This is a genomic window from Protofrankia sp. Cr2 (assembly GCF_963555885.1).
Classification (GTDB): Bacteria; Actinomycetota; Actinomycetes; order Frankiales; family Frankiaceae; genus Protofrankia.
Genome location: NZ_CAUVXG010000048.1, coordinates 22,360 through 35,132, shown reverse-complemented (window position 1 = coordinate 35,132; position 12,773 = coordinate 22,360). Strand labels below are relative to the sequence as shown.

11 protein-coding genes and 2 pseudogenes are annotated in these 12,773 nt (G+C 68.2%); 3 read left to right on the top strand and 10 right to left on the bottom strand.

The genetic code is table 11. The annotated features are described in order from the left end of the window. The 4 genes and pseudogenes from U9978_RS18755 to mraZ form a co-directional block, all read right to left on the bottom strand. Window positions 1–455 (bottom strand): annotated as a pseudogene (locus tag U9978_RS18755) (hypothetical protein); the annotation flags it as partial. Further along, a complete protein-coding gene (locus U9978_RS18750; protein ID WP_322762438.1) occupies window positions 452–1,126 on the bottom strand; it encodes a hypothetical protein in 675 nt (224 codons plus the stop codon). The gene U9978_RS18750 and the pseudogene U9978_RS18755, both read right to left, overlap by 4 nt. After that, entirely contained in the window at window positions 1,123–2,076 is a 954-nt protein-coding gene (gene rsmH, locus U9978_RS18745) for a 16S rRNA (cytosine(1402)-N(4))-methyltransferase RsmH (protein WP_322762440.1), read from the bottom strand. Before rsmH ends, U9978_RS18750 begins: the two co-directional genes overlap by 4 nt. A gap of 289 nt (window positions 2,077–2,365) precedes the next feature. After that, on the bottom strand, window positions 2,366–2,797 hold the full coding sequence (gene mraZ / locus U9978_RS18740; protein WP_322762437.1) for a division/cell wall cluster transcriptional repressor MraZ: 432 nt from the start codon (window positions 2,795–2,797) through the stop codon (window positions 2,366–2,368). A gap of 434 nt (window positions 2,798–3,231) precedes the next feature. Here mraZ and U9978_RS18735 point away from each other — a divergent pair, with 434 nt between their 5' ends. The 3 genes from U9978_RS18735 to U9978_RS18725 are packed head-to-tail and all read left to right on the top strand — an operon-like array spanning window position 3,232 to window position 8,177. Next, window positions 3,232–4,236, top strand: a complete 1,005-nt coding sequence (locus U9978_RS18735; RefSeq protein WP_322762439.1) for a MoxR family ATPase — start codon at window positions 3,232–3,234, stop codon at window positions 4,234–4,236. 6 nt (window positions 4,237–4,242) lie between these two features. Continuing rightward, window positions 4,243–5,760: a DUF58 domain-containing protein gene (locus U9978_RS18730; protein ID WP_322762436.1), complete on the top strand. Its 1,518-nt coding sequence runs from the start codon at window positions 4,243–4,245 to the stop codon at window positions 5,758–5,760. After that, a complete protein-coding gene (locus U9978_RS18725) occupies window positions 5,757–8,177 on the top strand; it encodes a DUF3488 and transglutaminase-like domain-containing protein (RefSeq protein ID WP_322762435.1) in 2,421 nt (806 codons plus the stop codon). Before U9978_RS18730 ends, U9978_RS18725 begins: the two co-directional genes overlap by 4 nt. 29 nt (window positions 8,178–8,206) lie before the next feature. Here U9978_RS18725 and U9978_RS18720 read toward each other — a convergent pair whose 3' ends face one another. The 6 genes and pseudogenes from U9978_RS18720 to U9978_RS18695 all read right to left on the bottom strand — a co-directional run bounded on the left by U9978_RS18720 (window position 8,207) and on the right by U9978_RS18695 (window position 12,640). Continuing rightward, window positions 8,207–8,611: a DUF3040 domain-containing protein gene (locus U9978_RS18720; RefSeq protein WP_322762434.1), complete on the bottom strand. Its 405-nt coding sequence runs from the start codon at window positions 8,609–8,611 to the stop codon at window positions 8,207–8,209. A 123-nt stretch (window positions 8,612–8,734) separates the two neighbouring features. Continuing rightward, entirely contained in the window at window positions 8,735–9,994 is a 1,260-nt protein-coding gene (gene dinB, locus U9978_RS18715; RefSeq protein ID WP_322762433.1) for a DNA polymerase IV, read from the bottom strand. Between the two features lie 25 nt (window positions 9,995–10,019). Continuing rightward, a complete protein-coding gene (locus tag U9978_RS18710) occupies window positions 10,020–10,781 on the bottom strand; it encodes a methyltransferase domain-containing protein (protein ID WP_322762432.1) in 762 nt (253 codons plus the stop codon). A gap of 103 nt (window positions 10,782–10,884) precedes the next feature. Next, window positions 10,885–11,076: a hypothetical protein gene (locus tag U9978_RS18705; RefSeq protein ID WP_322762431.1), complete on the bottom strand. Its 192-nt coding sequence runs from the start codon at window positions 11,074–11,076 to the stop codon at window positions 10,885–10,887. Between the two features lie 128 nt (window positions 11,077–11,204). After that, window positions 11,205–12,065 (bottom strand): annotated as a pseudogene (locus U9978_RS18700) (error-prone DNA polymerase); the annotation flags it as partial. 53 nt (window positions 12,066–12,118) lie between these two features. Further along, window positions 12,119–12,640 (bottom strand): SAV_6107 family HEPN domain-containing protein, encoded by a 522-nt coding sequence (locus U9978_RS18695; protein WP_322762429.1) that lies wholly within the window; start codon window positions 12,638–12,640, stop codon window positions 12,119–12,121. Window positions 12,641–12,773 lie beyond the last annotated feature (133 nt).

Here is a 12,773-nt window from a genome sequence, read left to right as displayed (position 1 = left end):
CGTGGCCGACGGGCCCCGGCGTCGCGGGCCCGAAGCGGACGCGCGCCCGACGTACGCACCCGGTTGCCGCCGCCGCGGGAAGCCGGGCGGCCAGGGCGCGCATCCCGCATACGACCCGGTCGGCCGCCGGCCGGCCGGCGGCCGACCGGGTCGTATGCGTAGCCGGATGCACCGTCGTTCCGGCCGGAACCGTCATCCCGGTCACCGTCCGGATCGCGGTAGCGGTAGCGACCGGCATAGCCGTCGGGATCGCCGTAGCCGTCGGGATCGCCGTAGCCGTCGGGATCGCCGTAGCCGTCGGGATCGCCGTAGCCGTCGGGATCGGCGTAGCCGTCGGTGAAGCCGGCCTCGTCGCCCTGCGCCCACTGGTCGTCGACCACCCGCTGGCCAAGATCCGAGACCAGCCGTAGCCGCGATCGGCCGCGCCAGGACGAAGGGTTGAGAGTAGAGGTCACCGGCCACTTCCGGCGGGCCTGCTGCCCACCGGGGCACCTCCGACCGCCCCGGTGCCGGCGACCGGTGCTCGCGCGCTCGGCACCAGGATGGTGACAACGCCGGATGACGGATCCGTGTCGATCACACGGGCACCCGGTGGTAGCGGGGTTCCGGGCGGTAGGTACGCGGGAATACCGCCATAGACCATCCCGAGATCGGTCGCCCTGGCGGCGAGGTTCGCCGGGTCGGAGAGCCGGTCGAGGCGCAGCGAGAGCGTCTGCTCCTCGTCCGACAGCACCGCCGAGGACTTCTGCAGGCTGTGGACCAGGAACGCGTTCTGCGCGAGCGCCGTGTTGAGCAACAGCAGACACATCAGACCGGCACCCATGAGCAGCAGTAACAGGATCACGAACGGTGCGCGCGGCGTGTGGCCTCGAGGTACCGTCCGGGTGACCGCAAGGGGTGACGGCGTCGATGCCCACCGCGGTGGACGTGAGCGCCGCAACGGGCGGTCAGGGACGGGCGCGACTCCGACCCGTCCGCCCAGGGAGGGAATGGGGATGGCGGTGTCGCCGAATGCCGTGGCCGAGGAGGCCCGGACGCTGGCACGCGCCGGCACACGGCCGATCTCGACCACCGGCCGTGTCCTGGGCTTGCGCCGGCGCGGCAGCGGGGGTGCGGGGGCGGTCATGCCGCGCCACGGCTGGTCCGCTCGACCGCGCGCATTCGCGCCGCGGCGGCTCTCGGGTTGGCCGCGACCTCGTCCGGCGCCGGCACCTCTCCGCCGCGGGTGAGCCACCGCATCGTCGGGACGGCTTCCGGGGGGATCACCGGCAGGTCGGGCGGCACATCGAGCCGCACCCGGGCCGCCAGCGCCCGCTTGACCATGCGGTCCTCCAACGAATGGTAGGCGAGCACGACCAGCCTCCCCCCAACGGCGAGCGCGTCGAGGGCCGCAGGCAGAGCCTGCGCGAGCGCCTCGAGCTCACCGTTGACCTCGATCCTCAATGCCTGGAACGTGCGCTTTGCCGGATTCCCTCCGGTACGGCGGGTCGCCGCCGGAATGGCCCGCCGAACAAGATCGGCGAGTCGGGCTGAGGATGTGAACGGTTCGCGGGCACGTTCAGCGACCACGGCCGCGGCAATCCGCCGGGCGAACCGTTCCTCTCCGTAGTCGCGCAGGACCCGGGCGAGTTCGTCGACGCCGTAGGTGTTGAGGACATCCGCCGCGGTACGACCCTTGGTCGGGTCCATCCGCATGTCCAGTGGGGCGTCCCGGGAATAACTGAATCCCCGCTCGTCGGAGTCGAGCTGCAGTGAGGACACGCCGAGGTCGAACAACACGCCATGCACCTGCGCGAGGCCGAGCGTGTCAAGAACCGCCGGCAACTGGTCGTACACAGCGTGTACAAGCGTGACCCGGTCGCCTTCGGCCGCAAGCCGGGCGCGGCTTTCTTCCAGCGCCTGCGGGTCACGGTCAAGACCGACCAGGTGAACATCGGGACAGGTGGCGAGTAACGCGCTCGAATGACCCGCGAGTCCCACGGTGGCATCGATCACCACCGCCCCGGGTGCACCCAGCGCCGGTGCCAGCAGAGCGACAACACGGTCGGAGAGGACCGGGGTGTGTGTGGCGTCCACCTCGACCTCCTCGAACTGTTCGTGGACCTCGCGGCGGGCGTTTCGCCACGGCAATGGCGAGCCGCGGCGGGTGAAGGTGTGAAGAACAAAGATGTAAATCACACATCTGTTGGACGACTTGCCTGGTCCCGGGTTGTCCACATCACATCCCGTTCCCGAAAGTGCGGCATGTGCCCAGGTCCCGCCCCGCTCGCATCACCGGACACCGGGGAAGTGACGTCCGGTGCAGAGCGGGGGGAGACCTCGGCGCACGCCGGCACCCCGTCCTCAGGTCTCTCCACCTCTGCCTCTAGATGACGCCGGGCAGCACCTCCTCGGAAAGCGCCGCGAAGTTCTCCTCCTGGCCGGCGAGATAGGTATCCCACCGGGAGGCGTCCCAGATCTCCACCCGGGTGTTCGCGCCGTTCACGACGCAGTCGCGGATCAGATCCGCGTAGGTCCGGAGTGCGGGCGGGATGGTGATCCTGCCCTGGCGGTCGGGAACGTCGTCCGACGCGGAGGAAAAGAAGACACGGCTGTAATCCCGCAGCGCCTTTGCCGTAACAGGCGCGGTCCGCAGAGACTCGCTGATCCGGGTGAACTCAACCATGGGGAACACGTAGAGGCATCGCTCCTGCCCCTTGGTAATCACAAGCCCCCCTTCCAGCTCCTCACGGAACTTCGCCGGCAGTGTGAGCCGGCCTTTGTCGTCGAGCCGTGGCGTGTGGCTGCCGAGGAACATCGGCGCCCTCCTCGCCCGTGCCCGGGAGGTTCAGAGCCATCCAGTCCTGCTCTGGTTGGCCTGTGAGTGCGCCCGTCCCCCACTGCGCGCCACTGTACCCCACTCTCCCCCACCGGGAAGCCCTCCGACACTCCGGACACACCCCTCGAAGCCCACAACCACCGAGCCGTATGGATCATGGATGCGAAGTCAATGTGTCGTTTGACCAAACATGACAAAAACACCTGCGAGTAACAGTCATGGCAGCTACGATCCAATGCCCCTGCGAATCAGTACGCTTTCCGGACATCGGTGGGCAGAGGATTCTCAACGTGTGAAGGCCATCGCCCGCCTTGGTGTCACACTCGTGGAGGGTCCGCCGGGCCCACCGTGCCGATCTGACGACGGCTGACCTGAGAACGGAGGCTGACGTGACGGTGACGGAGCCCGGCGTCATGCACTGGCGCGAGCCGGGGACCGAGCTGCACCACCTGGCCGATGTCGCGACGCGAGTGACCCAGGCCGTCGGGACCGTCATCGACGGTAAGCCCGAGGTGATCAGGATCTCACTGATCGTCCTGCTCGCCGGCGGCCACCTGCTCATCGAGGACGTACCCGGCGTGGGAAAGACGATGCTCGCCAAGGCCCTCGCGCGCTCCATCGACGCTCGTGTCCGCCGCATCCAGTTCACACCGGATCTGCTGCCCAGCGACGTCACCGGGGTGAGCGTCTACAACCAGGACACCAGGGACTTCGAATTCCGCCCCGGACCGGTGTTCGCCAACATCGTCGTCGGCGACGAGATCAACCGGGCCGCCCCCAAGGCGCAGTCAGCACTCCTGGAATGCATGGAGGAACACCAGGTCACCATCGACGGTGTCACCTACCATCTGGAGCCACCGTTCATGGTCATAGCGACCCAGAACCCGATCGAGATGGAAGGCACCCATCCACTGCCGGAAGCGCAGCGCGATCGTTTCACCGCGCGGGTGTCGATGGGCTACCCGTCGCCCGCGGCCGAGCTAGCCATGATCGACAGCCACGGGACCACCGAACCCCTGGACGGGATCAGTCCCGCCACCGACGCAGGTGAGATCGCCAAGCTGATTTCCCTGGTACGCGCCATACATGTGTCCGATGACGTACGCCGGTACATCGTCGACCTCGTGGCTGCCACCCGCCGGCATCCCGAACTCGCCCTGGGTGCATCTCCCCGTGCGACCCTGCACCTCGTGCGGACTGCCCGGGCCCGGGCCGCGCTGGACGGCCGAACCTTCGTCGTGCCCGACGACGTCCAGGCCATGGCGGCGCCGGTGCTCGCCCACCGGCTGCTGGTGAACCCCGACATCGCGATGTCGAGCACGTCCATGACCGACATCAGCTCCCGGATCATTACCGAGATCGTCGCACGTGTTCCCATCCCACGCCATGGGGCACGTCCGCCGCACCGCGGCCGTTGAGTTCCCATGCTCGACTTTCTGGCGGCGATACGCGGGCTGACCATCCGCGGACTCTGCTTCGTGGCCACCGGACTGGCCTGCTGCGCGCTGGCCGCCACGGTCGGCGAGGAAGACCTGTTCCGCGTCGGCATACTGCTGGTCGCGCTGCCGGTGTGCGCGGCGGCGTTCGTGTGCAAGACCCGTTACCGGCTCGCGTGCCACCGCTTTCTCGTGCCCGCCCGGGTGGCCGTGGACGGTGCCGTTTCGGTCGGCATCCGGATCGACAACATAAGCGGACGTCCCTCCTCAGTCCTACTGGTCGATGACGAGGTTCCAGACCCTCTCGGCTTCCGGGCCCGGTTCGTGCTCGACCGGGTGGAGGCGGGTGGCGTCCGGTACCTCACCTACAAGCTTCGTCCCCAACTGCGCGGCCGCCACCTGATCGGACCGATAGCGATTCGGATCACGGATCCCTTCGGGCTCTGCGAGCTCACGCGCGCGTTCCGCAGCCGCGACGAGCTGATCGTGACCCCACCGGTGGAGGTCCTGCCCCGGACCCGTCCCGGCGGTCACGTCACGATCAGCACCCACCGTCAGCGGCATGCATCGGCTGCTGGTGCGGACGACTTCTCCACCCGTCCCTACCAGGCCGGCGACGACCTCCGGCGGGTTCACTGGCGGACCAGTGCCCGCACCGGCGCCCTGATGGTGCGTCAGGAGGAGGGCTTCCGCCCGAGCAGCGCGACCCTGTTCCTCGACACCCGTTCCGGTGCCTGGGCCGACCGGGGTCCCATGTCCTCGTTCGAATGGGCGGTCGGCGCGGCCGCCTCGATCGCTGTACACCTGACCGGGACGGGCCAGACAGTGCGGCTGCTGTGTGGCAACGCCACGACCCCCGCCGCGGTGCGGGGATCACGCAACCCGACCGCGGTGCTGGACACGCTCGCGGTGGTGGACGTGACCGACACCCCTTCGATCCAGGGCGCGCGCAGCCGTCTGCAGGCAGCGGACAACGCGATGGTGGTCGCGATCCTCGGGCACACCGATCCGGTACAGGCCCTCGCCCTGGCCCGGGCACGCCCACGCGACGCCACCGCGATCGCTGTGCTGGTCGACGTGGCGACCTGGAGCGCGGACCGCTCAGTCGGCGGAAACGAAACCCTGCGGGCGTGCCGAACGATCTTCCAGCGTCACGGCTGGAAAGTAGTCACCGCATGTCACGGCGACAGGCTCGCCACGCTGTGGCCGGCAACGACCGGAAATGAACCCGCTCAGGACGGTGAGACAGCCGCGGCCGGGCACCGGCCCGTACCCGTACGGGTGTCGGCTGACATGGTTCACGACGACCCGCGTACACCGGAGTCGACCACCGGTGGGCTCGACGCGGGCCCGGTCGTAGGCGGCGATCCGGCTGCGGGACCGCAAGGGGGATCGACATCGGAATCGGAACCGGCAGTGGAACCCGTAGTGGAACCCGCGATGGAACCCGCGATGGAACCCAGCCGCGCGCCGTCCACGAACACACAGGCCGGAGTGGCACGGTGACCTCCCGGCTCCGGCTGTCCCCTCCCATCGGTGGCGCCTTGGCGTCGCTGCTCTGCGCATCCGCGCTCACGCCGTTGTTCGAAGGCTTCTGGTGGTGGTTCGGCCCCGTGATCGTGGCCACCGCGGTAGCTGTGGCCACGGCCGCGTTGGCGCGGACGCTCCGGCTGGCCATCCCGGTGGCGCTCGTATTCGGGCTGCTCGGACTCGTGATAACGGTTACGGCGCTGTACGCGCGCGAGACCGCTGTCGCCGGTCTGGTCCCGACGGGACGGACGGTGGACGCGCTGCGTACCCTTGTCACGGCCGGTCGCGACGACGTGTCCAGGCTTGCCGCACCAGTACCGCGACGACCGGGCCTGGTGATACTCACCGTCACCGGTGTCTACATCGTCGCGATGATCGTCGACTTCCTGGTGGTGACGATCCGACGCCCGACGCTTGCGGGACTTCCACTGCTGGCGTTGTTCATGCTGCCCGCAGCCGTACTGCCACACGGTGTCGGAGTAACACCGTTTCTGCTCGGCACGGCAGGATTTCTACTGCTGCTCGTGATGGACAGGCAACAGACGGTCGAACGCTGGGGAAAGCCGATCACCGGATCGGAGCGGCCGTCGCTACCGAACAGCGCAGGCAGCCTTGCCGCCGGGATCGCCCTGTGCGCGGTGGTGTGCACGCTGGCCGTCCCGGCACTGCTGCCATCCCTCGATGGAGTGGGGCCGTTGGCCCGCCAGCAGGGTGCTCCCCGCTACACGGTCGGCCCGGGTTCAGCGATCGTGCTGCCGCCGTTCGTCTCGATGTCACAGCAACTGCATGCCAGCGAACCCACGAGCCTGCTGTCGGTGCGCATGGCCACCCCTCGGTACCTGCGGCTGACCGCGCTGGAACAGTTCGACGGGCAGCGGTTCACTCTTCGCTCGCTGCACGCGACCAGCGATGCGAGAATCAGTGACGGTCTTCCCGCGGTGGCCCGCAACACCCGCGCCACGACAGTGTCAGCGACGATCAACGTATCGACGGTCCTGGCGGAACGCTACCTTCCGCTGCCTGGGACCCCGACCAGGATCGACGGTCTTGCTCCGGGAAGCGACTGGCGGCTGTCCGCCGACACCGGCACGGTCTTCAGTACCCGGTCCACTACCGCCGGCGCACACTTCCAGGTGGAAGCGTCCATCCCCGACCCGCTTCCAAGCCAGCTCGCGGCCTCACCGCGGACGTTCCCGGCAGATCTGAAGATTGACACGGAGCTGCCGCCCAACACCGACCCGCGGGTCGGAAAACTCGCCCGTGACATAACAGCGACCCGCACGAACAGCTACGAGCAGGCTATGGCGATCCAGAACTACTTGCACGACACCAACTTCATCTACGACCTCAACGGCGCTCCCACGACCCAGGACGGGGCTCTGGCCGAGTTCCTGTTCAAGACCAGACGTGGTTACTGTGAGCAGTTCGCCTCCGCGATGACCGTGCTGCTGCGAGCGCTCGGCATCCCCGCCCGGGTTGTGATCGGCTTCGTCCCGGGGACCCGACAGGCCGACGGCAGCTATCTGATCACCAACAAGGATGCGCACGCCTGGCCGGAAGCGTGGTTCGCCTCGACCGGGTGGGTTTCCTTCGAGCCCACTCCTCGCGCCGATGGCACCATCACCCCGGATTACGCGTTGTCCCCCGACGCGACCGGGCAGAGCCCGAGCTCCTCGGCCACGCCGTCGCACAGCGCCCCCACGCCGACTCCGTCGACGGATCCGCATACCGGTGCCAGCCAGGATGGCACACCCATCGCAGAGCCGAAAACTTCCGAAAAGGCACATTTCGGAGGCATTTCACTAGCTACGATCATCCTGTGGGGTACGCGGGCTCTGCTCGGGACCGGCATCGTCGCGGTGCTGCTGCTTCCAGCGATGGTGCGGATCGCGCGCCGCCGCCGCCGTGTCGCCGCCGCCATGACAGGCGGTCACCCCGATCGCGACGGGTCAGCGGCCGTGGATGTCCGCGTGCACGCGGCCTGGGCCGAACTCACGGACCTCACGGCCGATCTTGGATTGCGGGCGCGCCCGAACGAGTCGCCGCGGGCCGTTGCAATCCGCCTGGCCGACCACATCGCCGCCAGCACCGAGGTCGCGGCACCCGACGCCGAGACGGGACGGGCTGCGTTGTTGCGGATCGCCGAGGCGGAGGAGCTGGCCTGCTACGGACCACCCACGCGGGCACTGTCCGGCACGTCCGACGGAGGGATCGGACGTAACCTGCAGCTGGTCGGGCGGCTGCTGCGAACGGCGGCCCCGCGCAGCGACCGGGCGCGCGCACTGGTCGCCCCACGTTCGGTGATCGGTGAATTGAATGGATTCACCCGATTCACCCGGCGGAAACGACTCGGCCGTCAGCCGGCCGACACCGTCAAGTCAGCTCAGCCGTAGGTCAGCCCAGCCGTAGGTCAGCCCAGCCGTCACTGGCCGTCCCTGTCCTCCCATCGACGGTGCCAACGTTCCTCAAGGCGCTGGGCGATCGAAGCACGGGTCCGGCGACGTGAAACCGACGGCTGACGACCGCCCGACTCGCCACCGCGGCCACCGATCCGGCGAAGATCGGCTGCGCCCCGTGACGCCGCGAACAGCATCAGACCGAAGCCGAGCACACCGAAGACCACGATCAGCGGCGTCCGGTTGAGCACGACTCCGACAACCAGGACGACCAATCCGAGCACGAACAGGAGAACGCTGTGACGAACCCTGCGTAGCAGGTAGGTACGGGGATTCGTCGAGCGGACCGTGCTCGCGAACTTCGGATCGTCCTCGACGAGCGCGCGCTCAATCTGATCCAGCAGGCGCTGCTCGTTTTCCGAGAGCGGCATCGACGCTCCTCCCACGACCGGCAGGTCCGGCAGACGGAACCTGACACCCAAGAATAGGCACGAGCGGGCGAGCGCGGTAGGCAACCAACCATGCCGAGACAGACCGATCGGTTCGTCCTGCCCTCAGTCCTCCCCCAGCCCATCCCGTGTGACACCGGGAGGCCCATCCCGTGTGACACCGGGAGATGTCATCAGCGACGCCGGCCGGATCGTATCCGCACCGAAACGGCTACGTGCACGGTCCGCAGCGCGCTCGGCATCTCGCCGCCCGAAGCGGCGTTCACCCAACGCAAGCTGGTGAGTCAGATCTCCGGCCGCGACGAGATTCTCAACCCGCACGCCGACCAGACGTACCGCGACCGGTCGAGCGGCGATGCCCTCAGCGCGAAGCCCGTCGAACAGTTCACATACGGTAAGATAGATCGTCTGTGCGACATCGGTCGGTTCAGGTAACGTGCGCGCCCGGGTAACGGTGGTGAAGTCAGTGTAGCGGACCTTGAGCGAGACAGTGCGGGCTCCGTAGCTGCGGCCCCGCAGCCGGGCGCCGATCCGCTCAGACAGGCGCAACAACTCCCGGACGATGTCGGCTCGATCCGCGGTGTCGATCGGGAAGGTCTCTTCGGCCCCGATGCTGCGATCGACCGCGCGTGGACTGACCACCCGGTCGTCACGGCCGTGGGCAAGCGCGGACAGCTGCGCTCCCACAGCCCGGCCGAGCACAGCCTGGAGAGTGGCGAGCGGAGTGTCGGCAATGTCACCGATGGTACGCAGACCCAGACGCCGCAGGATTGCCTCGGTACGTTCCCCGACTCCCCACAGCGCGGTGGTGGGCAGTGGATGCAGGAAAGCAAGCACACCGTGATCGGGAACCACCAGCAAGCCGTCCGGCTTGCACCGCGCGGACGCAATCTTGGCGATGAACATCGACGGCGCCACCCCGACCGAACAGGTCAGCCCTTGCTCGGAGGCGACCCTGGCCCGGATGGCCGCTGCCACGCGAGCCGGCGGGCCGAAATGCCGGCGAGCGCCCGTGACGTCGAGAAACGCCTCGTCAAGGGACAACGGCTGGACCATCGGCGTGACGTCATGAAAGATCTCCATGACCGCTGTGGACGCCGCACGGTAGGCGGCGTGGTCGGCGGGTACCACCACCGCCGCCGGGCACAGTCGACGCGCCTGGGCCATGGGCATGGCGCTTCGTACACCGAAGCGACGCGCCTCATAGGTCGCGGACAGCACCACCCCCCGCGCGCCGCCACCGACGATCACGGGACAGCCCTGCAGGCGTGGTGCGGCCCGCACCGCAACCGAGGCGAAAAATGCGTCCATGTCGACGTGCAGGACACAGCTGCCCTCATCGTCGGACAGCCCGTCGGTGCTCACCGTGACCGCATCCAGCTGCCTACTGTCAGCCGGCGTTGCGGTGAGCAAGAACGTGCAACTGAGTGGCAAGATCGCGAAACGGCCGGCGAGAGGACGCGGCGATCTCCAGGCGCAGCAACCGCTCGGCTGCGGACGGGTCCCCGTCCACCAACGCTCCGGGTACCAGGTCCGCGAACACCCGTACACCGTGGATCGCGATCACATCGGCACCGGCATCCCGCACCATGCCGGCGAGAGCACGCGCATCGAAACGGTGCGCGGGGTCGGATGTTCCGCACCGCCCGCCGGGATCGGCAAGCGCGTACTGCGCCTCCGCGAACCTGCCGGCGAGTGCGCGGGCGAGCACGACTGCGTCCCGGTTGGCGGCGACGATGCTGAGCAGGCCGCCCGGACGCAGGACCAACGCCGCGGCCGCGAGCGCACGGGCGGGTTCATCCACCACTTCCAGCACGGTGTGGCACAGCAGCACGTCGCAGGAAGCAGCACCGACGATCCCCGGGAGGGTAGAAAGATCCCCCTGACGTGCCGCCACCAGATGCGTGACCCCGCGTTCAGCTGCCCGCCGGTCGAGGGACGCGAGTGAGTCAGGGCTCGGATCGACCACTGTCACCCGGTGGCCCTGCTCAGCCAACGGTACCGCGAACCCGCCGCTCCCGCCGCCGGCGTCCACGATCGCCAGCGAGGTGTTCCCGGGCGGAGTCATGACGGCCAGGGCATCCCGCAGACCCTGCCAGACCACGGCTTGGCGAAGATCTTCCCAGCTGACTGGACGACTTCCGACAACCATGCCGTACCTCCGGTTGGGCGATGCCCGTTCGGGACTTCCCGACGCCTCATGCGGCAGGCTAGCCGCGGGCACCCATCCTCCCGTCTTCACCTGCCGGCGAACCTCACACCGGCAGGCGCAGACCGATGGCGACGCCGACCGCCAGACCGCCCAGGGACAGACCTGCCAGGCGCAGTGCCCAGTCAGGAGGCCGCCGGCCCCGGCCCGGGGCTTCATGCGACGGTTCGGACGCGGCAGGCAGCGTCACCCCGGACGGGATCTGCCGCGGACCACCCCTTCGGATGATCATATTCATACAAAACTCCCATCTTCGGTGGCCAAGACACATGAGATGACCACCGATAGTGATGGTTAGATCTACGACATGCAAGGCGAGCTCGTGGGGATCGCCAGCGGCAGGCGATCCAACCGCTCGGCGATGACGTTCACCACGTTCGCGACCTGAGCAGCCCGATCCCGGCCGTAACGCTGAAAGACATACTGGATGACTTTCTCTCGACGGCCGGATTCGATGTCGATGTCCGGAGGACCATCTCGCTCCGGTGCGAGGAAACGCTCGAACAGCAGGACGAACGACACCGCATCCACATTGGTGATACCCAGCGCGTAGCAGACCGCGGAGTTCGCTGCCGAGCCCCGTCCCTGGCACAGAATGTTGTTGTCCCGACAGAAGACGACGATATTGTGGACAATCAGGAAGTAACCTGGAAAGCCCAGGGATTCGATCAGATCAAGCTCGTGGTCGAGCTGCGCATAGGCACCCGCGACGCGTTCCCGATGGCGCGGGCCATATCGGCACGCGGCTCCGTCCTCGGTGAGCGCCCGGAGCCGGACCGCCTCGCTCTCCCCCGCAGCCAGCGGAAAGTCCGGCAGTCTGGGTGTGATCAACTTCAGATTGAAGGCGAGTTCCGCACCGAGTCGGGCCGCCTGTCGCACCACTCCGGGAAATCGCGCGAAACGTGCCGCCATCTCCGCCGGAGACCTCAGGTGAGCCCCAGCCGCGGCCGGCAGCCAGCCGTCCAGATCATCGAGGCTGCGCCGGGCCCGCACAGCCGCCAACGTCGCCGCCAGCCGGGATCCGGCCGGGGTTGCATAGTGCACGTTGTTCGTGGCGACGAGCCTGCACCCGTACACCGTGGCGATGCTCGCGAGCGCCTCGTTGCGGGCGCCATCATGCGGATTATCATGATCCCACAGTTCGACGGCGGCGTTGTCCCGGCCGAACAACGCCGTCAGCGTGTCCAACGCACCCCGAGCCGCCTGCGGGCCGGCCGAGACCTCGGCATTCACGATCTTCTGGAGATCAGCCAGGGTAGCCGTCTTGGTCAAAGCGACCTTCAGCCTCGGGACGGGCTGGCTGACCCGACAAGCATGGCCGGCAGCGCCGGCTGTGACGGCAGGCCCAACGTTGTTTCCACCACCGCGAGAAAGATTTCAACCTGGCGGGCCAGGTCATCGGCATCGCGGGTACCGACTACCGGCAGACCCGCCTCGGCCGCCGCCCGCCTGGCGGCACCGGATGCGAAGAACTGCGCCCACTCCGCCAGTTCAGGTGCCACCGTCGCAAGCAGCCGCCAGGCACTCGCCGGCCGACCACGGTGACCGGGACTGGCCTGAGCCCGATCGGCGAGGACAGCCGCGGCGGCACGCAGCGCCGCCAGATGGGCCAGGGCGTACCGCTCCCCGGGAAGCTGGGCGAGGCTCGCCTCATCAAGGCCGTGACGCGCGGCCAAGAGCAGCTCGTCGCGGGAACGGCGGGGCAGCCCCGCGGCCGGGAGCGCCGTTCGAACGTCAGGACGCTCCCGCGGCAGAGCAGACACGGAACATGCAGCACGTTGGTCAACAGTCCGCCGGCTCATGACCACTCCTTCCAGGTATCGAACACATGTTCGATCTCTAGAAGGAGTAAACCTCGCCCGAGCCGGATCCGTCAACATCGTCGGCCGAGCGGACCACCGAGGGCGCAGGACGACGGCCCCGACCACTAAGAGC